Genomic DNA, 25,948 nt, shown 5'->3' on the forward strand with positions numbered 1-25,948 from the left:
GCAGAGCGGCTGAAGACCGGGCTGGTGGCCTTGAAAGCATGGAAACCCTGTCGAGGTGGGTGCTCGCCCGCAGACGTCTGGTCGGCCTGTTGACGCTGGTCCTGCTCCTGACGGGCGGTGGAGCGCTCGCGCTACTGCTCCCGAAGGTCTCGGAGAACAACGCCTATCCGGGGCTCCCCGGTTATGAGGCGAACCAGCGAATTGCCGCTGCCTACGGCACCGGCGGCTACGAAAGACCATTCGTTCCGGTGGTGACCGGGGCGCCCGTGGACCAGCCTGGCGTTCGCGAATCGCTCGACCGAGCATTCGCGGCCGTCGCCGACAAGACCAAGGCGCGAGTCGTCTCCTACGGCGGCACCGGCGATCGGAGCTTTGTCGGCAAGGACGGCTCCACGAGCTTCGGCCTGGTTTTCGGCGGCCCCGTCGAACAGGGCGGGCTACCGGGCAGCGCTCTTGGCGAAGGCGCGGGCCTGGAGCATTTCATCGCCGAGGCGATGCGCCCGCACCTGCCGCCCGGCGCCAAGGTCGCGGTGACCGGCCTGGACGCGCTGGCGACCGGCTCGGACGCGGGCGGACTGAATGTCCCGATCAAGCTCTTGATCACCATCGGCGCCGCGATCACCGTGCTGACCTGGGTGTTCCGCTCCGCGCTCGCCTTTGTGCCGCTGCTGACCGCCGTCGTGGCCGTCCCCGTGTCGTTTCTCGGGCTGCTCGCCGCGAGCGCGTTCATCGACGTCCACGAGACCACGCTGATCATGCTCCCGCTGTTCGGCGTGGGCATCGGCATCGACTACGCGCTGATCCTGGTGAGCAGGTGGCGCGAGGAACGAGCGCGCGGCGCCGATCCCGAGGAGGCCGTGCACCGCGCCATGGCAACGGCGGGCCACGCCGTCGTGTTCAGCAGCGCGGCCGTCGCGATCGGCCTGGCGACCATGGTCGTGCTGCCCATTCCGCTCCTCCGGAGCCTCGGCGTCGGCGGCACGATGGTGACCGCCGCGAGCGCGCTCGTGTCGCTCACGCTGCTGCCGCTTCTCCTTGTCAGAGCAGGGAAAAAGCCAACCGCCGAGCGTGCTCCACGTGGTTGGGAAGCCTGGGCCCGCTTTGTCGTGCGCTTCCGCCACCTGACCGCTCTCGTGGCGTCCGCGGTGCTCATCGCGCTGTGCCTGGTCGCGCTGAACCTCAACCTGCGCGTCCCCGTCACCGAGAACCTCGCGCGGTCAGGCGATGGTCATGCCGCCCTCACCGCGCTCCGGGCCGCCGATGTGCCGTCCGGCGTTCTCACCGCATTCGACGTGTTCGTGCCGTCCGGCACCGATTCCCAGCGCGTCGCGGCCACCCTCGCCGACCTCCCCGGCGTCCACTCCACCACGCGGAGTCCACGGTGGACACAACTCGTCACTGTTCTTCCCGTGGACGAAGGCGGTTCAACCGCGGGTGAGCAGACCATTCGCCGCGTCATCGACGCCGTGCCCGATGGAGTCCTCGTCGGCGGGAACGTGACGCAGCAGATGGACTACGTGAGGACCACCTACACGGCCTTCCCCTGGATGCTCGCGATCCTGGCCCTGATCACGTACCTCATGCTGGCCCGCGCCTTCCGCTCATTGTTGTTGCCGCTCAAGGCAATCCTGCTCAACCTGCTGTCGCTCGGCGCGGTGCTCGGCGCGATGGTCCTGCTGTGGCAGTGGGGTTGGGGCACCGAGGCGCTGCTCGGCATCCAGCCTGACGGCGCCATCGGCACCTTCGTCCCCGTCACGATCTTCGCGTTCCTCTACGGGCTGTCCATGGACTACGAGGTCTTCATCATCGCCAGGATGCGCGAGGAGTACGACCGCACCGGCGACACGCGGGAGGCCGTCGTCCGGGGCATCGGCAGGACCGGCCGCCTGGTGACCTGCGCGGCGCTCATCCTGTTCTTCTCCTTCGCCTCCATGGCAACCGGCGGCGAACTCGACGTCGCGATCTTCGCGTCCGGCGTCTCGCTGGGCATCATCCTCGACGCGACCGTGATCCGTTCCGTCCTGCTGCCCGCGACCGTCGCCATGCTCGGCAGGTGGAACTGGTGGTTCCCCACCTGGGCCGCCCGCCTACTGCGCACGCAGTGATCAATTGCTCCTTTTGCCACTGCCGCAACAAGAAATCGGATGCCAGCGCATTTCAGGCATAAGCCCACTCAGTGGTTCCACGAACCGTCTCCCCCCTCTGCCCGAGTCAAGTAGACATAGCCGAGGGGGTGACGGTGAGGAATCAGACACAGTTGGCCAGTCCCTGCGCGCGGCCCGTGCCGCGCCAACGGCGGAACAGCTCTACGCTGAGCGGCATGGGACGTTGGGGCGACGACGAGAAGGCCGCACTCGTCGCACTCCTCCGAACGCGCCCGGCGGGAATGTCGTGGCCGGAGATCACCGCCGAGGTCGCGGACGCCGGGAGTGCGCTCAAGATCTGGGAAGCGCACCTCGAACCGTCGCTGTTCACCGCGCCGGACGAGGACCTCCGCTCCGCCCGCGCCGATGTCGAATCGTGGAATGAGGAAGATTTCGAATTCCTCACCTTCTACGACGACCACTACCCGGCTCAGCTACGCGAAGTGCACCAAATGCCCCCCGTGCTGTTCACCCGGGGGAATCTGGTCGCGGACGACAAAGCGGTGTCCGTCGTCGGGCCCCGGCACGCCTCGAACGAGGCGCTCGCGAACGCGGCCGCCATCTCCACCGGCCTGGCGAGGACTGGCCTCACCGTTCTCTCCGGCCTGGCCGAGGGAGTCGACACCACGGCGCACGTCTCCGCACTCGCCTGTGGCGGACGAACCGTGGCGATCATCGGCACCGGAATCCAGAAGAGCTATCCAGCCGCCAACCGCGCGCTCCAGGAGAAGATCTCCCAGGCGGGTCTCGTCATCTCCCAGTTCTGGCCGGACGCCCCGCCGAGCAAGCAGAGCTTTCCCATGCGGAACGCCACCATGAGCGCGTACGGCCGGGCCACGATCGTCGTCGAGGCCAGCGAGAAGAGCGGCACGCGCATCCAGGCCCGCGTGGCGGTTGCTCATGGCAGGCCCGTCATCCTGATGGACTCCGTGGCACGCGGGACGGAATGGGGAAACGCTCTCGTCGGTGAGCCCGGTGTCTTCACGGCGCGCACGCCGGACGAGGCCGTAGAACGCGCCGAAGACCTGGCCAACAGGCTGGGTGACATCTCCCACCTGCTCGACGCGGCCGACGATCTATGACCAGCAGTTCCCTTCAGGAGTTTCGCACTCAACTGATAACTCGAGTCGGCGGCTTCTTCTGCAACACGATGCGCGTCCCGAAGAAGACTTGCCTGACATGCACCGGGCCGTCCTAGACCTCGCTGTGTGGGAGATGCTCCAGCCACCGCGCAGAGTTCGAGAACCGCCTGGCAACGACGGTTCTCACCCTTGCATACGCGCGAGGAAGGGCCCGCGGAAGCACGCACCAGTCCGCCCACGTACTGCGCGCCTATAAGGAGGAAAACCCCGCGCCTCAGTGCGTCAGCGACTTGGCCATGATGGTCGCGGGGGCAACTAAGATCCACAGCAGATGCATCACCAAGAGCGTTGGCTCTCCGTGGGATGCGATCACTTTTGTTCCGTCGAAGAGATACCCCGGATACCCGAAAGCGACTCATCCCGTCGTGGACCTCGCTCTCAACGTGAAGGGAGCAGAGATCCCAGAGAACAGGGTTCGCCTGGAACCGGGACAACGGATCGATGACGAAGATCGGGTCGTGCGAGCGGACAGGTTCGCCGTATCCCGCGATCATCGGGAACGAGTTCGGGGACGGCACATCCTGTTGCTCGACGACACCTGGGTCAGCGGGGCGAAGATCCAGTCCGCTGCCGTGACCTTGCGCGACGCGGGCGCTTCGCGGGTCACCGCACTCTGCGTGGCGCGCTGGTGCCGTGTCGACTGGGACGATCACAAGGCGCTGCTCGACAGCTGCACCGACCCGTACGACCCGTTCATCTGCCCCGTTTCCGGGAAGAACTGCGTCGAGGGCTGACCGAGTCACAGTGCGGGCGAGACGGACTCGATGTTGGCGATGGTGAACTCGCGTTCGGCGTCTCGCAGGTAGCACCAGGATTCGAGCCACCTGTCGTAGATGTTCTCCGGCTGGATGTCCCGGATGGTGCGCGTGCCGTTCTTGTCGCGGTAGACGATGCGCACGTCACCGCCGTTCTCCAGGGCATCGGCGAGCAGCGCCAGCTCGGCGTCGTCGAGGTTGCGGTTGTACTGCGCCAACACTTCGAGTGTGTCGGTAGTCGCTGCTGACATCACGGGCTCGCCGACCGGATCGGCCGCGAGCCTTTCCACGAGTTCGACCGGGGTGAGCCGGGCTCGGGCCGATCCGCTCGACACCTGGCTCGCCTGGTGTTCGCGCCGGGATTCGACGATCACGGTGCCGGTCTCGTCCTCCGCGACCGGAGCGAGCCCCGCCGCGCGCAGTCCGGCGAGGACGTCACCGGGTTCGGCGGAGCTGGAGGCGACGGTGGGGGCGAGCCGACCGAGGCGCAGCGCACGAAGTGACCGGGTGTGCAGGATCTCGGTGATCGTCGCCTCGTCGGCAACCACGCAGCAACGCGTGCCCCGCACCCGAACGTGCCCATGCCGCCGCGCGACATCGGTGATCAAGTACTCCAGCGGCTGCGGCAGTTCACGCTCGGAGATCGCTCTCAGCTCGCCCAGCAGCTCATCCGAATCCCATCCGGCGTCGAAGGCGGCGCGAACGCTCGCCGGGGAGAACCGCCACACCCCGGCCGCCCCACGCGCTTCGCTCACGGCGGCGGCCGTCAGCAGCCTGGACAAGGCCAGGCTGGGTTCACCGGCGACGACGGCGGTGAGGTCCGACTGGAGGATCACGCTGCACGCAACCTCGGGAAGCATTGGGGCACAACGGCTAGCCAGCTCCTCCACCGCGTCGGGAACGGCCAGCAGGTGCTCGCCGAGCTGGGTCAGCGTGTCGGCGGCGATCACACCCAACAGCTCCGCTTCCCTGAGTGCGGCGGCGACCTTGTCCGCACGTTGGCCGTCCTCGTAGCCGTGCAGCGGACAGAACCAGTCGATCTCGCGACCGGCAGCGCTCATCGACTCACCGGACCGCGCCGCGGACAACAGGGCGCGCCGCATCATCCCTGCCCTCGACCGCACCGGCAGTGGCGGTGGGACTTCCTTGTCTCCCTTGATTTCTTCCCGGTTGCTCGGCGCGTGCTCCAGCGCAAGCCACGCGCTTGCCACAGTCGCCCAGCGCATGCCCGGCCCTGCAGCTCGCCAAGCCGGGTACGCCGGTGTCGGCGCGTATCCCGACCCGGTCACGCCCAGCAGACCCGCCGCATGGGCCACGTCGATCCACACCGCCAGGACGCTTTCGGGGATCGAGAGCCGACCGGCCAGCCTGGTCCGTTCGCGAGCACCGATCCCGCCCTTCTTCAGTGCGACGAGCGGCTTCGAACCGGCATCGTCGAGCAGGGTGGTGATCCCGAGCAGTGCCTCCTGCGCGGCAGCCTGAGCGCTCGTGCGGATCACTGCCTCGTCAGCACCGGCGGCAGGAACCTCCGGCCGCCCCGTCAGCAGGAACTCCCGCTCGGCCAACCACGCGGCGACCGCGATCTCGTGCGGCAGCTCCGGATTGCCGTTGAGCGGCAACACGAGCCCGTACGCGACCAACAGCGCGGTCGGACCGTTGTCCGCGCGCAGATGGCCGAAGTAGCCGTGTCGGCTGCGAAGGATCTCGTGGAGCCGCCTCCTGGCCGATTTCGGCAGAGCCGCCACCACCTCGGCCATCGCGCGCGCGTCCGCCATCAACTCCGACAGGCGGGCGATCAGCTCCGGCTTGCGCAGGCCGTCGACGTCACCGCCCAGCGCGGCAACCGCCACACGCAGATCGTCGGCGAGGACCGTCTTCGCGATCTGGGCGACGGGCCGCCTCCCACCCAGCGACTCCGACCAGTGGGCTCGCAACGACTCCGGCAGGAACAGCGTCCCCGAGCTGATCCAGGCCAACCCCCGAGACACCAGCTCGGCGGCCGCGCTCTGCACCGCCGCTTCCGACGCGCCGAGCAGCCGCGCCACCTTCGGCACTGTCGCCGACGCGTCCAGCGCGGCGATGGCCTGGCCCACGACGACCGCGTCCCTGTCCACCTCGCGCAACGCGGCTGCCAGCGAAGCAGCCCCGCTCAGCCGTTGGGCGAGCCCCGCGAACCCCCGCGGCACCGGCTCGACCAGCACATCCGGCCGCCGCAGGAGCAGGGCCGTCAACGACGCCTCGTCCAGCTCGGACAGGTACTCGGCGAACGTCCCGGTTTCCATGCCCACGCATTGTGCCCCGGCCTCGAACAACACCTGCCCGCATCCCAGTAGCCTGCCGCTGTACAGAACCCGACTCCCCGGAGGAGGTGGCGGTGGCGCGACACGGATATCGCGAGATCGCGGACGAGATCCGGAGCCTTATCGACTCCGGCGCCCTCCCGCCGGGCAGCAAGGTCCTCGGCGAGAACGAGATCATGGCCCAGTACGGCGTCGAGCAGCCCACGGCCCGCCGAGCCCTGGACGTCCTGAAGAACGAAGGACTCATCGTTGCCCGGCGCGGTTCCGGTACCTACGTCCGCGAGTTCCGTCCCATCCGTCGCGTCTCACCTGACCGACTCAACAAGACGGTTTGGGGTTCAGACCGCTCCATCTGGAGCGCCACCGACAACCGTCGCCTCAGCGTCACGGATGTGCGTGTCTCCAAGGAATCCGCGCCGCCCCACATCGCACATGTTCTTGCTCTGACTCCTGAAGAGCAGGTCATCGTCCGGAGACGGCGGTACGTGGTCGAAGAACAGTCCATCCAGCTAGCCACGACCTACTACCCGGCCGCGCTCGTCAAGGACTCTGCGATCGCCGAAGCTGACACAGGGGTCGGTGGCGCCTACGCCCGCCTGAAAGATCTCGGTCACGAACCCGTGCACTTCCGCGAGGAGCTACGCACGAGGATGCCTCGCGCGGACGAGGTGAAGGCCCTCCAACTCGTGCAGGGCACGCCGGTCATCGAGATCATGCGCACCGCGTACACGGAGGCCAACGTTCCGGTGGAGCTGAACGAGATGGTCCTCGACTCCAGCTCCTACGTGTTGGAGTACAAGTTCTCCGCTCACTCGAACTGATCATCTGTACAGAACCTCCTTGACTCCGCGAGCCCGCACTCCGCTAATGGAACTCAGGTTCTGTACAGAGGAGGCGGCATGCGCGTAACCACCTGGTCGCAAGCAATGGGAGTCCGCACCCTGCGAGACGCGCACGAGGCTGTCCGGCAGCTCCGCCCCGCCCCGGACGCGCCGCTCCGCGACTGGCGCGACTTCCACGAGCGCAGCGCTGCGGTCTACACCCAGGTCGCCGATGTCGACCGCGGGCACCACCACGAAGCGCTTTACTGGGTCAACCGCGACACCGAGCGCGCCCACGATTTCGCACAGCTGATCGACCGCGCGATTCGGGGCCCTAGATAGCGGCCAGCTCCCGCCGCATATTGCTGCGCGCAGCGGAATCCCACCGGCGCCGCGCATCAGCGGTCCGGTAGATGACCTCCCGGTCGACGAGCCCGCGCAGGACAGCACTGCGGCCGACGCGCCAATGTTCGTCAGGAACGTGCGCGTACTCCGCTCGGACTGCCCGCACGTACGCGTCGTACTGCTCCTCCGATGCGCCGAGGATGGCCAAGTCCGCGTCGAGCAAGATGTCCGCCAGCAGATCCCCATCGGACTCATGGGTGATCGTCGCGAGAACGAGCTTCTCCACGCGCGCCACGACTTGTTCGTGCACCGAGGCGTCCAAGAGGTGACTCCGAGCCCATGCGGCGCTCGCCCGCTCATCCTCGCCGGGCCGACCGTTGTAGACGACGTCGTGAGCACACACGGCGAGGGTCAGCACATCGCGATCCACATCCACGAGCGAGGCACCCAGCAACCCCACGTCGACGAGCACCGCCCGAATGTGCTTTTCCGTGTGATAGCTCCGATGCGTTTCGCCATACCGCACAACCAGTTCATCCGCTGCGCCCGCAGCTTTCCGGCCGTCACCCCCACACCCCAGGACGGCCCGAACCCAAGCCCCGCCCACCTCAGACAAGCACACACCTCCTGCCCGGCAGCAAACCTGACCCCACAGCCATGCTGGTCAAAACCCAACCGCACAACGCTGGTTCAGCAGGAGCACGCACCGTAGGGGGTGTGGGGGACTCGGTCCCCCAAACGACGATGGCCGACCCGGCGAGGCGCCAACGGCGCCGAGCAGGGTCGGCCAGAGGCCGTGGGCCGCGTGGGACTCGAACCCACAACCCGCGGATTAAAAGTCCGCTGCTCTGCCAATTGAGCTAGCGGCCCGTCGACAAGGCTAGCCGACGATCGCGGGCGACGGGCCCGAACCGGGCAGCGTGGCGGCAACGAACTCGATCACCGCTGGTGGGGCGGCCTCAGCGGGCCGCCCCGGGTGCGGGGGATCAGCCCTTGGCGAGGGCGGAGAGGGCCTTCCACTTGTCGTACGGGGCGCCCCAGATGTCGCTGCCGGTGGTCGGGATGTCGATCTTGGCGCCGGTCACCTCGATCGGGTCGCCGATGAGGGTGGCGTCGTGGAACTCCTTGGCCCGCGCGGAGGTCAGGTTGATGCAGCCGTGCGAGACGTTGGCCTTGCCGTGCGAGCCCCTGGTGCTGTCGTTGGCGTGGATGAACTCGCCGTTCCAGGACATCCGGACCGCCCACGGCGCCGGGTAGTTCTCGTACTCGTAGGCGAGGTTGGTCATCAGCTTGAGGCGGTGCTTCTCCATCGCCCAGTACTTGCCGTTGCGGGTGACGAGCTTGCGGTCGTGCTCCTTGCCGAGGCTGGCCGGGTAGTCAGCGACCTGCTGGCCGTTCTCGGTGACGATCACGTGGTGGCTGCGGTTGTCGGCGACGGTGATCCGCGCGCGGCCGATGCTGAAGTTCTTGGTGATGCTCTCCTTGCCGAAGGAGGTGCCGCCGAAGGAGACGCCGTAGAGCTTCGCGTTCAGGGTGACCTTGGTGTTCGGCTTCCAGTACTCGGCGGGGCGCCAGTAGACCTGGTCGTTGTGGGTCCACGCCCAGGAGCCCTCGGTGGCGGGTTCGGTGGTGACCTTGAGGGCCCGCTCCACCGCCGCCTTGTCCTTCACGTCCTGCCCGAAGACCAGCCCGATCGGCATGGCGATGCCGTAGGTCTGCCCCTCCACCACGTTCGGCGTGATGTTGATCATACGGCCCTGCTTGGCGGTGGTGAACGAGCCCGCCAGCACCGCGGGCTTGCCGTCCGTGCCGAGCGCACTGCCGGACCAGGTGTAGGTCTTGCTGAAGCCCAGGTCCTCCCCGGGAACCCAGGACTTCTTGTCGTCGGACAGCTTGCCCGCGACCGCCTTGCCGTCGTTGTTGGTCAGCTTGACCTCGGTCAGCGTGCCGTCGGTGACGCCGACCTTGACCTCCTGGCCGGGCGGCACGTCCTTCGCGCCGTCGGCAGGCGCGATCGCGACCTTCGCGGGCAGCTTGGGCGCCTCGGCGGCCTCAGCCGCGCGGCCCGGCCCCGAACTCCCCCCACCGGTGCACGCGCTGAGCACCGGCGTCATCACGAGCGCCGCGCACCCCAGCGCGACCAGCGCCCACTGACGCCGCGAACGGCCCTTGTCCCCCACCATCGTGTCCCTTTCCACAAACCCATGAACGCACTCACCTTGACGCCCCAGCCGGGTGGTGCGTTGACGTCGATCTTTATGAGCTGCGTCACACTTCAGTGCCACGTGGTTGCGTTCGTGGCATGAAGCAATCCCGATGATCACTCGGGTTCACCCGATTTGCCTGCTAGAACCCACTGATGGGTCCACAATGGACACTCTCCGGAGGCACTGCCGGGCCTCGGGTCACGATTTGGCGCACCGAAAACGTCAACATCTCGGCCCGGATCGTCAGGACCGCGTATGGGGCCTCGCCGACGGCGCTCGGCAGGAGTGTCGTGGAGTCGACGGACGCCCCCACTCCACGGAGCCCACGGTGACCCTGGCTGAGCTGATCCCTTCTTTACGCACCTCGATAGACCGGCTGCCCGCCCCGGAAATCTGGCCGTGCACCACGCGCCTCACCCCCACCGGCGACCTGTCCGTCGGCGGGGTCGCGCTCGCCGGGCTGGCCGGACGCTTCGGCACCCCGACCTACGTCGTCGACGAGGCGCAGGTCCGGGCGAACTGCCGCGCCTACCGCCGCGCCCTGCCCGACGTGGAGATCGCCTACGCGGGCAAGGCGTTCCTGACCCGCGCGATGGTCGGCTGGATCGCCGAGGAGGGCCTGTCGCTGGACGTCTGCTCCGCGGGCGAGCTGGCGGTGGCCATGGCGGCGGGCTTCCCCGCCGAGCGGGTCATCCTGCACGGCAACGTGAAGTCCCCGGACGACCTCAAGGCCGCGATGCAGGCCGGGGTCGGGCGCGTTGTGGTCGACTCGCTCGACGAGATCGGCCAGCTCGGCGCGCTCGCGACCGCGCAACCGGTGCTGATCCGGGTCACGCCCGGCGTGGACGGGCACACGCACGCCGCGATCGCCACCGGGGTCGAGGACCAGAAGTTCGGGTTCTCGCTGGCCAGCGGGGCCGCTGAGGAGGCGGTGCGCCGCGTCCTCGTGGAGCCGGGCCTGCGCCTGGTCGGCCTGCACTGCCACATCGGCTCACAGGTCGGCCGGGTCGCCGACTTCGAACTGGCCGCGCGCAGGATGGTCGGCCTGCTGGACCGCGTCCGGGGCGAGCACGGAATCGCCTTGCCGCAGCTGAACCTCGGCGGCGGGCACGTGGTCCCCTACCTCGCGGGCGAGCCGGACTTCGATCTCTCCGGGTTCGCGGATCGGGTTCGCGGCGCGGTGAACTACGAGTGCGCTCGGCGCGGACTGCCCGCGCCGCGGCTGACCGTCGAGCCGGGTCGTTCGCTCGTCGCGCGCGCCGGAATCACGCTCTACCGCGTCGTGACCGTGAAGCACGGGACCAGCCGCACGTTCGTCGCGGTCGACGGCGGCATGAGCGACAACGCGCGCCCGGCGCTCTACGGCGCGAAGTACGCGGTGCGCCTCGTCGGACGCGGCAGCCAGGTGCCGGACGCGCCCGTGACCGTCGTCGGCAGGCACTGCGAGGCGGGCGACGTCATCGCCGAGAACGTGCCGCTACCAGGTGACATCCACGCCGGAGACCTGTTGGCCGTGCCGTGCACCGGCGCGTACCACCACTCGCTCGCCTCGAACTACAACATGGTCGGCCGCCCGCCCGTGGTCGCCGTGCGCGACGGGGCTCCGCGACTGCTCGTGCGCGGCGAGACCGCTCAGGACCTGCTCGCGCGGGACGTCGGCGTGTGAACCGCGGGGGCCTTGCGAACGCGCTCGTGCCAGCTCAGCAAGGTCACCGCGCCGACGATCACCGCGAAACCGATCCACTGCGTGACCGTCAGGGACGTGCCGAGCAGCCCCACACCGATCAGCGCCGCGGTCGCGGGGAAGGCCAGCTCCGCCAGCGTCGCCCTGGAGGCGGGAGTCGTCTGGAGCCCGAGGTAGTACAGCCGCAACGCGAGCAGACCCGGGATCACCGCCAGCAACACCAGGCCGAGCGCGTTGTCCGCGCCGACGAGGACGGGTGCGCCCTGCACGCCGACCACCACTGCCGAGGCGGGGAGCCCGATCGCGAACCGCAGCGTCGTCACGTGCATGGGCGACATCTCCGTGCTGACCAGCCTGCCGAGCACCGTGCCGCCCGCCCACAACGCCGCCGCACCCAGCGCGAGCAGCGCGGACGACAGCGCGGCCACCCGGAACTGCGCCGGATCGGGGAAGCTCAGCAGCCAGGCGCCGAGCAGCGCCGGGACGGCGAAGGCCGCGTAGGTCCACCGAACCCGCTCACCCAGGAAGAAGAACGCCGCCAGCACCGCGAACACCGGCTGGAGCTTCTGCAGGACGAGCGGTGTCACCGGGTCGCCGAGCTTGAACGCGGCGGTGAACATCGCCGTGGCCACGGCCGAAGCCCCGACCCCGATCGCCACGAGCGCGGCCTTCTGCCTGGCCGTGCTCGCCGCGAACGCCCGCAGCGCCGCGGGCAGCCACGGCAACAGGAGCAGCACGACGATCAGGTGCTCCCAGAACACGACCGTCGCCGGGGGCAACGCGTCGGCGAGCGGTTTGCGCAGCAGTCCGTCAGTGCCCCACAGCGCCGCTGCACAGGCCACTAACCAGGTGCGATCACGCACCGCTCACCTCCGGGGTCGGGTTCCTCCCGTGCACAACCATCGGGTGAGGCACCGGCATTCCCATCGTCCACTGTGGACTGCGTAGCAAATCGGCGCTGGACCGCGCCGACACAGGGTGGCGCGCAGCCCGGCAAAACGCCTTCACTATCGTCCGCACTCGTGGAGATGTACGCGGCGGTCGTCGATCGCGAGGTGTCTGCCGAGGACGCTCCGAAACTCGCTGACGAGGTTCGGGGCTGGCTGCTGATGCGCCAGGTGATCATCGGGGAGCAGTTCGAGATCTTCGAGGGCGACCCGCTGTGGGCCTACCGACCGGGCTCGAACGTCAAGCGGCTGCTCGGCCCGAGCCCGGACATGCTGCGCGGCGTGCGGATCGTCACCGGCCGCACCGCCTTCTCCTCCACCGCGGGTCACTTCCTGTTCTGCCCGGTCTGCCGCTACACCTTCGAGCCGGACTCCGAGGACGCGACCGACGCGCTGGCCGAGTGGCAGGCCGGTGGCAACGCGGGCCCGGTGAGCTGCCCGGACTGCTACCTCACGCAGCCGATCACCGAGTGGGACAGCGACTGGGCCTACGGCAACCTCGGCATCGAGTTCCACGGCTGGCCGGACCTGCCGTACTTCTTCGTCAGGGAGCTGACCAGGCTGCTCGCCCACGAGACGGCGGTCGCCTGCGGCGTCGCCCGCTGAGCGGTCAGGTCCGCTTCCTGCGCGGCGGCGCCGACCGCACCAGCCGGAGGACGGCGAGGGCCCGGTCGCCGCGCTTGCCCGGCGCGAGCACCGCGACCAGCCCCGCCATCAGGAACACCAGCGCGGACGGGCCGTAGCGGAGCACCAGCGCCACCGTCACGATCGGCACCGGCGCGCTGAGCAGCACGTGGACAGCTGTTGACATGGGGCGTTCTCCCTCGGAGGACGAGGAGAAGCGCCCGTCGCGTACGACACGCGCCCTCCTTCGTCGTGCTGAAGAAGGAACGCCTGCACCTCCACGGCCAGCCGACCCCCGCATCAGCCACCGAGTCAGGGACAGACGACCTCGGACCACCCCAGCCTGCCAGCGGGACACCGGCCGCGGCCATCCGCCGTCCGGAGCACGGCGGTTACCCTGACCTGGTGGCATCCGCAGCGCCCTCCCTGAAGATCGGCCAGTACCTGGTCGATCCCGCCGTCGTGCTCGCCCCCATGGCGGGCATCACGAACGTGGCGTTCCGGCAGCTCTGCCGCGAGTTCGGCAGCCCCACCTCGCTCTACGTCTGCGAGATGATCACCGCGCGGGCCATCGTCGAGCGCGATGCCAAGACCATGCGCATGATCGCCTTCGGCGAGGGCGAGCACCCGCGCTCCATGCAGCTCTACGGCGTCGACCCGGCCAACGTGGCCGAGGCGACCAGGATCGTGGTGGGCGAGGGCCTCGCCGACCACGTCGACATGAACTTCGGCTGCCCGGTGCCCAAGGTCACCAGGAACGGCGGTGGCGCCGCGTTGCCGTACAAGCGGCGGCTGTTCGGCGAGATCGTCGCCGCGGCGGTCAAGGCGGCGGAGCCCGCGGACGTGCCCGTGACGGTGAAGTTCCGCATCGGCATCAACGACGAGCACATCACCTACCTCGACGCCGGGCGGATCGCCGAGGCCGAGGGGGCGAGGGCGGTCGCGCTGCACGCCCGCACCGCGGCGCAGCGGTACTCCGGCGAGGCCGACTGGACGGCGATCGCCCGGCTCAAGGAGGCGGTGAAGACCGTTCCGGTGCTGGGCAACGGCGACATCTTCTCCGCTCAGGACGCGTTGCGGATGATGGCCGAGACCGGCTGCGACGGCGTCGTCGTCGGCCGGGGCTGCCTCGGCAGGCCGTGGCTGTTCGCCGAGCTCCAGGCGGCGTTCCGCGGTGAGCCGATCCCGGCGGGGCCGTCCCTGGGCAAGGTCGGCGAGATCCTGCACCGGCACGCGCTGCTGCTGGTCGACCACCTCGGCGCCGACACCGGTGTGCGGGACCTGCGCAAGCACATGTCCTGGTACCTCAAGGGCTTCCCGATCGGCTCCGACCTGCGCCGCCAGTTCAGCCTGGTGAGCACGGTCGCCGAACTGGAGGACCTGATCGCCCGGCTGGACCACGCCGCCCCGTTCCCCGAGGACGCCGAAGGGCCGCGCGGACGCCAGGGCTCGCCGGGCAAGGTCGCGCTGCCGGAGGGCTGGCTCAACGACCCCGAGGACACCGCGATCCCGGTCGGCGCCGACCTGATGCACTCCGGGGGCTGAGTGCTCCGCGCCGCCGCCGCGCTCCTGCTGCTGGCCACCGCGGGCTGCCAGAACACGATCACCGGCGAGGCGGCGCTCCCGGGGGTCGGCGACGCCGAGCGAGCGCTGGTGGTCCGCCACGTCGACGACGGCAACGCGGCGGCGGCGAAGGGCAGTGCGGCGCAGCAGGAGCTGTACCGGAAAACACAGCACCCCGACTTCCATTCAGGCATATGCCAACTCAACGGCCTCACGGTGCTGACCGAACCGGTCTGGTCGACGTTGCGACCTGACCCGAAATGGTCGCCGGGCGGAAACTCGATTCCGCCGAGGGGGAATGTGTATGTCGTTGCAGTTTCGGTCTCAACCCGACGCGACAACACCACTGTGGGCAACCAAATCGGCTCCCAACATGTTGTCGTCCTGAATGGAATGGCGTATGGGTTCGCCCCCTGCCCGAACTGACCGCACTCCGTTCCGACCGCGGTAAATCCCTGGACCGACCGAGGATTCTCGCTGGTCCATGCGGGTGGCGGCACCCGGGACGAGCTCGGTTCACGGGTACGGGCGGGTACACAACCCTCTGGGAGCTGGATCACTCAGAGTCACCAGTTTGGAGCAACCCTCTATCAGCCAGTCGAGCGAATTAGCGGACGGGCCGGGCGCGGTGCCTCAAGGGCTCCCGCGCGGGCGACGACACCACCGTCGTAGGGAGGTGAGTGCGGTGACCGTACTGCGGCCCGGCGTTGCCGAGTCGGACCCGGCGCGCGACGGCGCCCTCCGAGGCGTGCCCGCGCAACCACCGCACCGGTCCTCCCCCGCGAACGGCGTCCCGCACAATTCGAGTTCGCAACAGCCGAACGCCGGTCTGGTCCAGCTGCACGAATCCATCGCCGCGTTGTTCGCCTCGCGCGGGCAGTGGCGGCAGGCATATCACCACCTGCGTTCCGCACTGGATCTGCTCTCCTCCGAGCAAATCGAACCGCCGCACGTTCCTGAACAACTGCGCAACGAAGTCGACAGGTTGCGCCGGGAACACGCGGAGGCCCGCGAACAAAGCCTCCGGGACAGCCTCACCGCGTCCTACAACCGGCGTTACCTGGACCAGCGCCTGGTGGACCTGCTCACCGAGCAGGAGCGCAACACCACCGGCGGGCTGGCCGTGGCGCTGGTCGACCTCGACTGGTTCAAGCAGGTCAACGACACCTACGGGCACCTGATCGGCGATCGGGTGCTCCAGCGCGTCGTCGAGCTGTTGCAGGACGGCCTGCCGGAGGGCGGGTTCTGCGCGCGCTACGGCGGCGAGGAGTTCGTCCTGGTGCTGCCGGACATCGACGCCCCCACCGCGGTCGCCGTCTGCGAAGCGGCGCGGGCTCGCGCCGAACGGTTCTCCTGGCAGCAGCTCGCCGCCGGGCTCCGGGTGACCGTCAGCATCGGGCTCGCCCACGAACCCGCCCCGGAACAGGGCGGAGCGCCGCTCTCGGTCGACCCGCAGGCCCAGCTGCTGCGCGCGGACAGCCTGCTGTACGTCGCGAAGCAGTCCGGCCGCAACGCCGTCGCGTACCGCGAAAGTGGACGCGTTCGGCTGGCCGGGGCGGCCGCCGGGCGCAGGGCAGTGGCCGAACCGCGCGTTGTCGGGTACTACTAACCGCCACCCGTACGGAGCAACGCGGTAACAACGATCCGGCCCATTCGCGATCACTGTTCGTTCGGTTACCTTCGTGAGTCCGGACCGTGATCCGTACTATCGGGCGGGACCCCGGAACGATCTTCGTCCGACGGAGCGTGACGGGGTGTGACACTGCGCACACGGCGAAGCAACCCGGACGGGTTAGTTTTGCGTCTTTGACGGGGGACGGGCGACTACGACCAAGGGAAAGGAGGCTGGGTGTCCGAGGACTCGCGCCGCGGCTTCGGCTCCCGGGGCTCCGGCCACGAACCCCAGAACGAGTACCGGCCGCTGGAACAGCCGACCGGCCGTCGCCGCCGTTCGCTCGACGACGAGGGCGGCACCTCGGTCTCGGACCTGCTAGCCAAGCACGGCGGCGGCAAGCAGCTCCCGCCCCAGGAGCCGGTCGAGCAGAACTGGCAGCAGCCGCAGGCTCCGCCGCAACAGCAGTTCTCAGCACCGCCGCAACGGCCCCCAGCGCCGCCGCAGCAGCCCCCGTTGCCGATGTCCCCCCCGCCGGTACCCCAGGGGATGCCGCACACGGGACAGTGGCCCGCTGACCCCGCCGCGCCGCCGCAGCCGCAGATGGACCCGCCCGCGGGTGGACGCAGGCGCGCACGTGAACAGCCTTCGGGTCCGCAGCGCGTTCCGGCCGAGCCGCCGTTCGATCCTCGGCTCGCCCCGCAGCAGCGACCACCGCAGCAGCCACAGCCGCAGCAGCAGCCCCCGCAGCCGAACCGGCCGCCGCTGGAGCAACCGTCGGCACGCAGGCTCGCCCCACCGGAGCCGCCGCAGCCGACCGGACGCAGGGCGCTGCCCGAACCACCGGTCGGCCGTCCGCCCATGGAGCCGCAGCCGACCGGTCGCCGCGCGCTGCCCGATCCGCAGCAGCAGCCCCTGCCGCCTCCGGGCCTGCCCCAGGAGGCGCCGCACCTGCGCCGTCCCGCCGAGCCCCCGCAGGGTGGCAGGCGGTTCCCACCGGCCAACTCGCCGATGCCCCCCGGCGCGCCCGCGCCCGGTCCCGCGCGGCAGCCGCAGCGGCCCCCGCTGGAGCAGCCCTCGGTGCAGCAGCGGTTCCCGCGCGACCACAACAGCGGGCCCCAGCGCGTGCCCGGTGGCCCGGTCCCGCCGCCCGCGGCCCCGCAGGCGCCACCGCCCGCGCAGGCCGCGCCGCCGAAGCAGCCCGCCGCCGAGTCGGACTTCGAGCTGGACGAGCGCCGTCGCAAGATCGACGCCACGCTCGCCCGGTTCTCCGCCGTGCACGACGAGATGGCCGAGATCGAACAGGCCGAGAAGCAGCGGCGGAGCAAACTCACCCGGCTCATCCGGATCGAGGAGAGCGCTGAGCTCGGACCGGAGTTCGGCGCACAGCTCAGATCGAAGCTAGACGCTGAAGACAGGGCGATACGAAGCCCAAAAGTGCCGATCCGGCAGCTGCACGCCACGATGCACCACGCAGCTCCGGATCGCGCAAGGCGGGACAGTCCCCACGGAATCGACGTCGGCAACGAGGCGGTTGGCGCTTCTGGGGATGACGGCTTCGACGACGGCTACGACAACGGTTACGACGACGCCGCCGAAGACGAGGTCGAGCCCGCCGCCGACGGGCACGACCGGGACGACGGCGAGCCGCCGGTCCTCCCGCCGCAACGGCTGAACCCCAAGGCGCGGCTGGCGCTGCGCAGCGTCGCGGTCGCGGTGGCGGCGCTCGTGTTCGCCGTGGTCGGCACCGGCTGGGTCACGAAGGTCTGGGTGGACGGCCAGCTCCGCGAGGTCGACGCGCTCGACCAGGACTCGTCGGCCATCCTGCACAAGGACAAGCAGTACGGCGCGGAGAACTTCCTGATGGTCGGCTCCGACACCCGGGCGAACGCCAGGGCCGAGGACGGCGTCGGCAACGAGGTCATTTCCGAGGGCGCGCGCTCGGACACGGTGATGATCGCGCACGTGCCCGCGGACCGGAAACGCGTCGTGATGGTGTCCTTCCCGCGCGACCTCAACACCCAGATCCCGGACTGCAACTCCTGGGACCCCAAGACCGGCAAGACGACCAACAAGAAGGTCCCCGGCTCGAAGCAGAAGCTGAACGCTGCCTACGCGATCGGCGGGCCGAAGTGCCTGACGAAGCTCGTGCAGAACCTGTCGGGCTTGCACATCAACCACTTCGTGGCGATCGACTTCCAGGGCTTCAAGGCGATGGTCGACGCCGTGAAGGGCGTGGAGATCTGCGTCAGCAAGCCGATGAAGGACGCGGAGATCGGCGTGGTGATCCCCGACGCCGGCAAGCAGACGATCAACGGCGACGCCGCGCTGAGCTACGTCAGGGCCCGCAAGGTCGAGGGCGACACGACCGGCGACTACGGCCGCATCAGGCGGCAGCAGGCGTTCCTGTCCTCCTTGCTGCGCAAGGCGATGTCCGGCCAGGTGCTGACCAGCCCGAGCAGGCTGAGCGACTTCGCGAGCGCGTTCGCCAAGGCCACCTACGGCGAGAACATCGGCGTGAGCCAGCTGCTGACGCTGGGCGAATCGCTGAACGGGCTGGAAGCGGGGCGGGTCACGTTCACCACCGTGCCGACGACCACCACCAAGCTGGAGAACAACAGCTTCCGCGAGGACCTGCGCACCGAGGCCACCAAGGCGCTGTTCACCGCGATCATCAACAAGGCGCCGCTGCCCGGCGAGAAGCCGTCCAGCAACGGCAGCCCCGATCCGCAGGCCGGTGGGCCGGTCGGGCCGCCGCCAACGGCCAAGGAAGTCCCGGTCCAGGTGCTCAACGGCAGCTCCAAGCCGCGGCTGGCGGAGAGCACCGCGGATTCCTTGCGCAGAGCGGGTTTCCAGGTCGTCAACGTCAGCGGGGCGGGCGAGCAGGTGCAGCGCACGGTGATCCGCTACTCGGCGGAGCGCGCGCTGCACGCGAAGGTCCTCCAGGACGTCGTTTCCGGTGCCGTGCTGGAGGAAGTGCCGAACATGGGCGGCGCGGTGCGGCTGCTGCTCGGCCCGGAGTTCGAGTGGAAGTCCTCCGGCGGTGGCCAGAAGCCGTCGCAGAGCACTGCCCCGACGCCGCCCCCGCTGCCGAAGGATCTGTCCACAGTGAACGCCGCCGACGAGGTCTGCAAGTAGTCCGGTGAACGCGGTGTTTGTGCTTCATTAACGCCCGGTTCACCGAGCTATGCGGTCCCGGAGTCCTAACCGACGTAGTCTGGTCCGCATGCGTGAGGCCTACCAAGAGCAGCTCGACCACTTCGCCAACCACCTCGGTGACATGTGCGCGGCGGTCAGCGAAGCCATGCGGCGGGCCACCGCCGCGCTGCTGAACGCGGACCTGTCGCTCGCCGAGCAGGTGATCGACGAGGACACGCGCATCGGTGAGGCCCGCAAGGCCGCTGAGGAGCAGGCGTTCGCCCTGCTCGCCCTCCAGTCGCCGGTCGCGACCGACCTGCGCATCGTGGTCTCCGCCATCCACGCGGCCGAGGACCTGGAGCGCATGGGCAAGCTCGCGCTGCACGTGGCGAAGACGACCCGCCGCAGGCACCCGCAGCCCGTGCTGCCGGAGCAGGTCCGCGAGGACTTCTCGGAGATGGGCCGCGTCGCCGTCGAACTGGGCAAGAAGGCCGAGCGCGTCATCCGCACCCGCGACCTGGAACTGGCCATGGAGCTGGAGCAGGACGACGACGAGATGGACGAGCTGCACCGCCACCTGTTCGCCGTGATGATGAGCCCGGACTGGCCGCACGGCGTCGCGCCCGCGGTGGACATCACCCTGCTCGGCCGCTTCTACGAGCGCTTCGCCGACCACGCGGTGGCACTGGCCCGCCGGGTCGTCTTCATCGTCACCGGCAAGATGCCCGGCGACGACTGATCGTCATCCTTTCCGTCGGCGGAGCCGTTCCAGGTCGATCCTGACCGGGAACGGCTCCGCCGCTGTGAACGTTCCGGTCACCGCCTGCGAGTCGACGTAGCTGAACTCCTCGGACAACGAGTAAGAGGTCAGCGAGACCGGGTGCTCGATGTCGATGATCCAGCAGTGCGGAATACCCGCTTCCGCATAGACCTGGCGCTTGGCAACGTAATCAGTACGACGCGAGCCAGGTGACACGATCTCGACGACGATCCGGACGTCGGCTGCGCGAAGCAGGCCTCCTTCGGCCTCCACCTGGTCCCACGCAGCACTGTCGACCACCATCAGATCAGGGCGTCGCACGAAACCGGGCTCACCCGGCGGAGCCAGTTCGAGGTTCACGTCCAGGTCCTGGATGAACGCCAGATCGTCCGGCAACTGCGCTTCCAGTTCGGCGGCCAGTCGATAGCACACCGCGTTGTGGGCCAACGACGGACTCGGGGACATCAAGAGACGGCCTTCGTGCAGCTCGGTGTAGCCGTCCTCGGTTTCGCCGAGGGCGGCGTACTCCTCGATGGTCAGCAGATGATCAGGCGGGGGGAATGCCATCGCAGCTCTCCTCACATCCGCCACCGAGTGTCCCGGTGTCATTGTGTCGGAGAAGCTGGCGACACGTAGTTGCCACGGTGGCAAAACGTCACCCCTTCGCGGGAATCTCGGCCGCCCCCAACAGGTCTGCGACATCGACTTCGACCGTGTGCTCGGCAAGTGAGCAGGACAGCACCGTGTACGGCTGCTCGGGATCGACCATCCAGTAGTGGGGAATGCCCGCGTCGGCGTAGTCCTGGCGTTTGATCACGGCGTCGGTGCGGCGCGAGTCGTGTGACACGACCTCGATGGCGAGAACGACTTCCGAGGCACGCACCGCCCCACCCTCAACGCGGACCCTTCGTCGCGCACTGCGGTGCAGCACAACGAGATCCGGTCGTCGTGACCACCCGGGATCGGTGTCAGGCACGAGTTCGAGGTCGATGTCGATGCCGCACAGGACCTCGTACCCGGGAGGCAACTGCGGTCCCAGAACGCAACTCAGCTCTGACGTCAGCACGCTGTGGTCGATCGAAGGTGTTGGGGAGAGCAGGATTCTGCCCTCCTGGAGTTCGGTGTAGCCGTACTCGGTCTCGCCGAGCGCCAGGTACTCGTCGATGGTCAGCAGGCGGTCGGGACGGGGAAGGGCGATCATGTCTCCGACTGTGACAGCGAGTTTTCCTTGCCACGTAGGCAAAGTGTCCCCCGGAAGGACGAAATCGGCCGGGCGCGCGTGCGCCCGGCCGATCGTTTCCCCCTGTGGCTCAGCCGAAACGGCCGGAGATGTAGTCCTCGGTCGCCTTCTGCGTGGGGTTGGAGAAGATCTTCTCCGTGCCGTCCACCTCGACGAGGCGGCCGGGCTGGCCGACGCCCGCGAGGTTGAAGAACGCGGTCTGGTCGCTGACCCGCGCCGCCTGCTGCATGTTGTGGGTGACGATGACGATCGTGTACTGCTGCTTGAGCTCGGTGATCAGGTCCTCGATCGCCAGGGTGGAGATCGGGTCGAGCGCGGAGCACGGCTCGTCCATCAGCAGCACGTCCGGCTGGACGGCGATCGCGCGGGCGATGCACAGCCGCTGCTGCTGACCGCCGGAGAGGCCGCCGCCGGGCTTGTCGAGGCGGTCCTTGACCTCGGCCCACAGGTTCGCCCCGCGCAGCGAGCGCTCGGCGACCTCGTTGAGCTCCTTCTTGTTCTTCGTCCCGGCCAGCCGCAGGCCCGCGACCACGTTGTCCTTGATGGACATGGTGGGGAACGGGTTGGGGCGCTGGAAGACCATGCCGATCGTGCGGCGCACGGACACCGGGTCCACTGTGGACGCGTAGATGTCCTCGCCGTCGAGCAGCACCTTGCCGTCGCAGCTCGCGCCGGGGGTCACCTCGTGCATGCGGTTGAGCGACCGCAGCACGGTCGACTTGCCGCAGCCGGACGGTCCGATGAACGCCGTGACGCTGCGCGGCGGCACGGACAAGGTCACCCCGTCGACGGCCTGGAACTTGCCGTAGTAGATGTTGAGGTCCTTGACGTCGATGCGCTTGGCCATCGCTGGTTTACCGCCCGCTCACTTCGTCTTGATCGCCGAGAGCCGCGAGACGATCGCGGCGATGAGGTTGAACAGCATGATGATCACAACAAGGGTCAGCGCCGCGCCCCAGACGCGCATATCGCCCGCCTCGGTGCCGGTGGCCCGCTCGGTGTTCATCAACAACGGCAGCGAGGCCATCTCGCCGGAGAAGATGTCGTAGTTGATGAACGGCGCGTAGCCGACCAGGATCAGCAGCGGCGCCGTCTCGCCCATCACCCTGGCGAGGCCGAGCATGACGCCGGTGACGATGCCGGACAGCGCCGTCGGGATGACGATCTTGACGATCGTCTTCCACTTCGGCACGCCGAGCGCGTAGGAGGCCTCGCGCAGCTCCATCGGCACGATCCGCAGCATCTCCTCGGTGGTCCGGATGACCACCGGGACCATCAGCAGCACCAGGGAGAGCGAGACCGCGAACGCGCTGCGGGTGAAGCCGAACGTGGTGATCCACAGCGCGTAGATGAACAGACCGGCCACGATGGACGGAACACCGGTGAGGATGTCCACCATGAACGTCGTGGTCTTGGCCATCCGCGAGCGCGCGCCGTACTCCACCAGGTAGATCGCCACCAGCACGCCGATCGGCACCGAGATCAGCGCGCAGACGACGCCCTGCACCAGGGTGCCGTAGATCGCGTGGTAGGCCCCGCCGCCGAACTGCGTGGCGGTCAGGCCGTTGAGCGAGTTGCCCCACCAGTCGGCGTTGAGGACCGGGCCGAGCCCCTTCTCCAGCACCGTGTAGAGCACCCACACCAGCGGGACGACCGCGATCGCGAAGGACAGGTAGACCAGCACCGTCGCGACGAGGTTCTTGCTCTTGCGCACCGCGCCGATCGGCCGGAACGCGGCCGGGCTGGCCGGGCGCTCAAGATCAACCGAGGTTGTCACGCGTACTCCTTCTTCCCGGCCACGACGGTCCGCGCCAGCGCGTTGACCGCGAAGGTGATCAGGAACAGCACCAGGCCGGCCGCGATGTAGGCGCCGACGGTGAGGTTGTCGTTGAACTCCGCCGAGCCGAGCGCGATCCGCGAGGCGAACGTCGCGCCACCGTCGAAGATCGTGTAGTTCGGCTGGGCGTCGGTGGCGCTGAGGATGGTGGTCAGCGCGATCGTCTCGCCGAGCGCGCGGCCGAGGCCGAGCATGGCCGCGCTGATGAAGCCCGCCTTGCCGAAGGGCAGCACCGTGGTGCGCACGACCTCCCACTTGGTGGCGCCGAGCGCGAGCGCGCCCTCGACGTGGGCGGTCGGGGTGCGCTCGAAGATCTCCCGGCTGACCGCGGTGATGATCGGCAGGATCATCACGGCGAGCACCACGCCGGAGATGAAGATGTTGCCGCCCCCGCCGGTGGACACGTTGCCCAGCGCGAAGATCGGGATCCAGCCCAGGTACTCGTTGAGCCACTCCGCGAACGGCAGCAGCTGCGGCGCGAGCACCTGGATGCCCCACAGGCCGAAGATGATCGACGGCACCGCGGCCAGCAGGTCGACGACGTAGGCGAGCGAGCGGGCCAGCTTGCGCGGCGCGTACTGGGTGAGGAACAGCGCGATGCCCAGCGCGACCGGGGTGGCGAGCACCAGTGCGACGACGGAGGTCGCGACGGTGACCCACAGCAGGTCGATGATGCCGAAGCGCAGGTTCGCGGGGTCGCTGGTGACCCAGTCGCGGCTCAGCAGGAAGTTGACGTTGTCCCGCTGCAGCGAGGGAATCGCCCGCAGCAGCAGGAAGATCCCGATCGCGGCGATCAGGACCACGATGAACACGCCGGCACCGGAGGTCAGGGACCGGAAGATCCGGTCGCCTGGCCTGACCACGGTCGACTTCTCAGCGCTGGAGATGACAGCCTCCGGGTAGTCCGGTCAAGGGAGAAGGCCGGAACGCGCGTCGCGTCCCGGCCAACCGCCCGATCGAGAGGGAATCCGTCAGGCGATCGCCGAGACGGCCGTTGTCAGCTTCTTCTTGAACGTCTCGGGCAGCGCCACGTAGCCCGCGGCCTCCAGCTCGCTCGCGGACGCGTTGGCGGCCACCGTCAGGAACGCCTTGACGGCCCTGGTGGTGTCGGCGTCGTAGCCCTTGGAGCAGACCACCTCGTAGGTGGCCAGCAGCAGCGGGTAGGCGCCGGCCGCCTTGGTGCCGTAGATCGAGTTCAGGTCCAGCACCAGGTCGTTGCCGGTGCCCTTGACCTGCGCGCCGTCGATGGCCTTGGCGGCGCTCGCCGAGGTCAGCTCGACCGCGCCGGCGCCGGTGTCGACCTTGGCGATGCCCAGCTTGGCGTTCTTGGCGAAGGACCACTCGACGTAGGTGATGGCGCCGTCGGTGCTCTTGGTGGCGCTGGAGACGCCGTCTGAGGACTCCTTGCCCTCACCGACGCCGCCGGTGAACTTCTTGCCGCCGCCCTTGGTCCACGCCTGCGGGGCCGCGGTCTTGAGGTAGGTCTGGAAGTTCTCGGTGGTACCGGACTCGTCGGAGCGGTAGATCACCACGATCTTCTTGTCCGGCAGCGCGGCGCCCGGGTTGACCGCGGCGAGGGCCGGGTCGTTCCACTTGGTGATCTGGCCGCTGAAGATCTTCGCGGCCAGCTCGCCGTTGAGCACGACGTTGTTCACGTTCGGCAGGTTGTAGGCCAGCGCGACCGGGCCGAACACCAGCGGCAGGTTCCAGGCCGGGTTGCCCTCGCAGCGCTGCGCGGCCTTGTCGACCTCGCCCTTCTCCTTGCTCAGCGGGGAGTCGGTGCCGCCGAAGTCGATCTGCTTGGCGGTGAACTGGCTGATGCCCTTGCCGGAGCCGGACTTGGTGTAGGCGATCTTCTGTCCCTGGCACTTCGCCTGGAAGTCCTTGGCGAAGATGTCCATGGCGTTCTTCTGCGCCGAGGAACCCTCGGCCGAGATGTTGGCCTTGCCGCCGCATTCGACGCTCAGGTTCGCCAGTGAGCTGGACGTGCCCTGGGCACCGGTGTTGTTGTCGCTGCCGCAGGCGGACAGCAGCAGGGCGCCCACGGCCACCAGACCGATCGCGGCACCGCTCTGCTTGATCTTCACCTGAACTCCTCCAGCTGGGAAAGGGTGTGTCGACGAGGTTTCCGCCGTACGGCCGCAGACGGTAGGCAGCCAGGGTTGACGGCCCCCACTGAACAGGTGAACGACGGGTGAACAAGGCACCCGGAGTGACCATTCCCACGCCATCGGTGCCGTTCCGTGTCTCCCACGTGACCAGCGCGTACGCGTGCCGTGACGGGTCCGTCATCCGGTGTTCCCACGGCTCCCAGTCTGCGACGAGCCCGCCACCCCCGCGACACAACAACGGGGGTCGTGCTCGATCGAGCACGACCCCCGTCGCGGAGGTGTTCCGGTGCGCTACTGGTTGGGCAGGTTGCGCAGGATCTCGTTGCCGTTCTCGACGACGTCGTTCCAGGCGGAGAGGTACACGAAGCAGCAGACCAGTCCGACGATCGAGCAGACGAGCCCGGCGATGGCCAGGCCCTTGTTGTTGGCGACGCCGCTCATCGCCTTGCTCATGCCGACACCCGAGAGCACCGCGCCGATGATGACCAGCGGCCACGCGATGATGCCGACGAACGGGATGATGCTGAAGACCAGGCCGATGAGACCGACGACGAAGCCGGCGGTTCCCAGTCCGTTCTGCGGCTGTGCGGGGTATCCGCCCTGGGGTTGCTGCGGCGGGTAGGGCATGGACATGCGTGGACTCACTTCCGAGCGACTGGGGAATCGATCACCGAGGCGGTGAAATTACCGTATGGCCGACGACTCCTGTCACAGAATC

Annotated in this window: 24 protein-coding genes and 1 tRNA gene; 12 read left to right on the plus strand and 13 right to left on the minus strand. The window is 68.7% G+C overall.

The genetic code is table 11. The features are described 5' to 3' along the window. Nucleotides 1–38 precede the first annotated feature (38 nt). From NLX83_RS07585 to NLX83_RS07595, 3 genes are all read left to right on the plus strand, one after another. Nucleotides 39–2,105: an MMPL family transporter gene (locus NLX83_RS07585; RefSeq protein WP_254234120.1), complete on the plus strand. Its 2,067-nt coding sequence runs from the start codon at nt 39–41 to the stop codon at nt 2,103–2,105. Between the two features lie 215 nt (nt 2,106–2,320). After that, the gene (locus NLX83_RS07590; protein WP_254234121.1) at nt 2,321–3,226 is read left to right on the plus strand and encodes a DNA-processing protein DprA; all 906 of its coding nucleotides are present in this window, start codon (nt 2,321–2,323) and stop codon (nt 3,224–3,226) included. A gap of 518 nt (nt 3,227–3,744) precedes the next feature. Next, nucleotides 3,745–4,020, plus strand: a complete 276-nt coding sequence (locus NLX83_RS07595; protein ID WP_254234122.1) for a hypothetical protein — start codon at nt 3,745–3,747, stop codon at nt 4,018–4,020. 5 nt (nt 4,021–4,025) lie between these two features. Here the strand turns inward: NLX83_RS07595 and NLX83_RS07600 are convergent, their stop codons facing one another. Next, nucleotides 4,026–6,323 carry a helicase-associated domain-containing protein gene (locus NLX83_RS07600; protein ID WP_254234123.1) on the minus strand — a complete coding sequence of 766 codons (2,298 nt, stop codon included), beginning with the start codon at nt 6,321–6,323 and terminating at the stop codon, nt 4,026–4,028. 92 nt (nt 6,324–6,415) lie between these two features. Here NLX83_RS07600 and NLX83_RS07605 point away from each other — a divergent pair, with 92 nt between their 5' ends. Both NLX83_RS07605 and NLX83_RS07610 read left to right on the plus strand, forming a co-directional pair. Next, complete coding sequence (locus NLX83_RS07605) at nt 6,416–7,162, plus strand: GntR family transcriptional regulator (RefSeq protein ID WP_254234124.1); 747 nt, start codon at nt 6,416–6,418, stop codon at nt 7,160–7,162. Between the two features lie 78 nt (nt 7,163–7,240). After that, nucleotides 7,241–7,504 (plus strand): AMED_5909 family protein, encoded by a 264-nt coding sequence (locus tag NLX83_RS07610; RefSeq protein ID WP_254234125.1) that lies wholly within the window; start codon nt 7,241–7,243, stop codon nt 7,502–7,504. On the opposite strand, the gene NLX83_RS07615 is transcribed toward NLX83_RS07610, so the two are convergent. From NLX83_RS07615 to NLX83_RS07625, 3 genes are all read right to left on the minus strand, one after another. Beyond that, the gene (locus tag NLX83_RS07615; protein WP_254234126.1) at nt 7,497–7,979 is read right to left on the minus strand and encodes an HD domain-containing protein; all 483 of its coding nucleotides are present in this window, start codon (nt 7,977–7,979) and stop codon (nt 7,497–7,499) included. The two genes, NLX83_RS07610 and NLX83_RS07615, sit on opposite strands and share 8 nt — an antisense overlap. Before the next feature lie 325 nt (nt 7,980–8,304). Then, a tRNA-Lys gene (locus NLX83_RS07620) sits at nt 8,305–8,377 on the minus strand. A 116-nt stretch (nt 8,378–8,493) separates the two neighbouring features. Further along, the gene (locus NLX83_RS07625) at nt 8,494–9,690 is read right to left on the minus strand and encodes a L,D-transpeptidase (RefSeq protein WP_254234127.1); all 1,197 of its coding nucleotides are present in this window, start codon (nt 9,688–9,690) and stop codon (nt 8,494–8,496) included. A 352-nt stretch (nt 9,691–10,042) separates the two neighbouring features. On the opposite strand from NLX83_RS07625, the gene lysA reads away from it, so the two are divergent. Then, nucleotides 10,043–11,380 carry a diaminopimelate decarboxylase gene (gene lysA, locus NLX83_RS07630; RefSeq protein ID WP_254234128.1) on the plus strand — a complete coding sequence of 446 codons (1,338 nt, stop codon included), beginning with the start codon at nt 10,043–10,045 and terminating at the stop codon, nt 11,378–11,380. Here the strand turns inward: lysA and NLX83_RS07635 are convergent. Next, on the minus strand, nt 11,347–12,261 hold the full coding sequence (locus NLX83_RS07635; protein WP_254234129.1) for a DMT family transporter: 915 nt from the start codon (nt 12,259–12,261) through the stop codon (nt 11,347–11,349). The two genes, lysA and NLX83_RS07635, sit on opposite strands and share 34 nt — an antisense overlap. Nucleotides 12,262–12,420: 159 nt before the next feature. Here NLX83_RS07635 and NLX83_RS07640 point away from each other — a divergent pair, with 159 nt between their 5' ends. Beyond that, entirely contained in the window at nt 12,421–12,951 is a 531-nt protein-coding gene (locus tag NLX83_RS07640) for a hypothetical protein (protein ID WP_254234130.1), read from the plus strand. 4 nt (nt 12,952–12,955) lie between these two features. Here NLX83_RS07640 and NLX83_RS07645 read toward each other — a convergent pair whose 3' ends face one another. Further along, nucleotides 12,956–13,156, minus strand: coding sequence for a hypothetical protein (locus NLX83_RS07645; protein WP_254236258.1), 201 nt, complete (start codon nt 13,154–13,156; stop codon nt 12,956–12,958). Between the two features lie 218 nt (nt 13,157–13,374). Here NLX83_RS07645 and dusB point away from each other — a divergent pair, with 218 nt between their 5' ends. From dusB to phoU, 5 genes are all read left to right on the plus strand, one after another. Beyond that, the gene (gene dusB / locus NLX83_RS07650) at nt 13,375–14,514 is read left to right on the plus strand and encodes a tRNA dihydrouridine synthase DusB (protein WP_374118684.1); all 1,140 of its coding nucleotides are present in this window, start codon (nt 13,375–13,377) and stop codon (nt 14,512–14,514) included. Continuing rightward, nucleotides 14,515–14,958, plus strand: a complete 444-nt coding sequence (locus tag NLX83_RS07655) for a hypothetical protein (protein WP_254234131.1) — start codon at nt 14,515–14,517, stop codon at nt 14,956–14,958. A 259-nt stretch (nt 14,959–15,217) separates the two neighbouring features. Beyond that, entirely contained in the window at nt 15,218–16,141 is a 924-nt protein-coding gene (locus tag NLX83_RS07660) for a GGDEF domain-containing protein (protein ID WP_254234132.1), read from the plus strand. Between the two features lie 240 nt (nt 16,142–16,381). After that, complete coding sequence (locus NLX83_RS41795) at nt 16,382–19,282, plus strand: LCP family protein (protein ID WP_254234133.1); 2,901 nt, start codon at nt 16,382–16,384, stop codon at nt 19,280–19,282. Nucleotides 19,283–19,370: 88 nt separating this feature from the next. After that, nucleotides 19,371–20,021, plus strand: coding sequence for a phosphate signaling complex protein PhoU (phoU, locus tag NLX83_RS07670; RefSeq protein ID WP_254234134.1), 651 nt, complete (start codon nt 19,371–19,373; stop codon nt 20,019–20,021). Nucleotides 20,022–20,024: 3 nt separating this feature from the next. Here the strand turns inward: phoU and NLX83_RS07675 are convergent, their stop codons facing one another. The 7 genes from NLX83_RS07675 to NLX83_RS07705 all read right to left on the minus strand — a co-directional run bounded on the left by NLX83_RS07675 (nt 20,025) and on the right by NLX83_RS07705 (nt 25,863). Beyond that, entirely contained in the window at nt 20,025–20,609 is a 585-nt protein-coding gene (locus tag NLX83_RS07675; protein WP_254234135.1) for a Uma2 family endonuclease, read from the minus strand. 88 nt (nt 20,610–20,697) lie between these two features. Continuing rightward, nucleotides 20,698–21,243, minus strand: coding sequence for a Uma2 family endonuclease (locus NLX83_RS07680; protein ID WP_254234136.1), 546 nt, complete (start codon nt 21,241–21,243; stop codon nt 20,698–20,700). A 109-nt stretch (nt 21,244–21,352) separates the two neighbouring features. Further along, the gene (gene pstB, locus NLX83_RS07685) at nt 21,353–22,129 is read right to left on the minus strand and encodes a phosphate ABC transporter ATP-binding protein PstB (protein WP_254234137.1); all 777 of its coding nucleotides are present in this window, start codon (nt 22,127–22,129) and stop codon (nt 21,353–21,355) included. Nucleotides 22,130–22,147: 18 nt separating this feature from the next. Then, entirely contained in the window at nt 22,148–23,059 is a 912-nt protein-coding gene (gene pstA / locus NLX83_RS07690) for a phosphate ABC transporter permease PstA (protein WP_254234138.1), read from the minus strand. Then, the gene (gene pstC, locus NLX83_RS07695; RefSeq protein ID WP_254234139.1) at nt 23,056–23,982 is read right to left on the minus strand and encodes a phosphate ABC transporter permease subunit PstC; all 927 of its coding nucleotides are present in this window, start codon (nt 23,980–23,982) and stop codon (nt 23,056–23,058) included. Before pstC ends, pstA begins: the two co-directional genes overlap by 4 nt. A gap of 108 nt (nt 23,983–24,090) precedes the next feature. Continuing rightward, complete coding sequence (pstS, locus tag NLX83_RS07700; RefSeq protein ID WP_254234140.1) at nt 24,091–25,206, minus strand: phosphate ABC transporter substrate-binding protein PstS; 1,116 nt, start codon at nt 25,204–25,206, stop codon at nt 24,091–24,093. Between the two features lie 315 nt (nt 25,207–25,521). Next, a complete protein-coding gene (locus NLX83_RS07705; protein WP_254234141.1) occupies nt 25,522–25,863 on the minus strand; it encodes a hypothetical protein in 342 nt (113 codons plus the stop codon). Between the last annotated feature and the right edge of the window lie 85 nt (nt 25,864–25,948).

Source organism: Allokutzneria sp. A3M-2-11 16, from assembly GCF_024213555.1.
Taxonomy (GTDB): Bacteria; Actinomycetota; Actinomycetes; order Mycobacteriales; family Pseudonocardiaceae; genus Allokutzneria.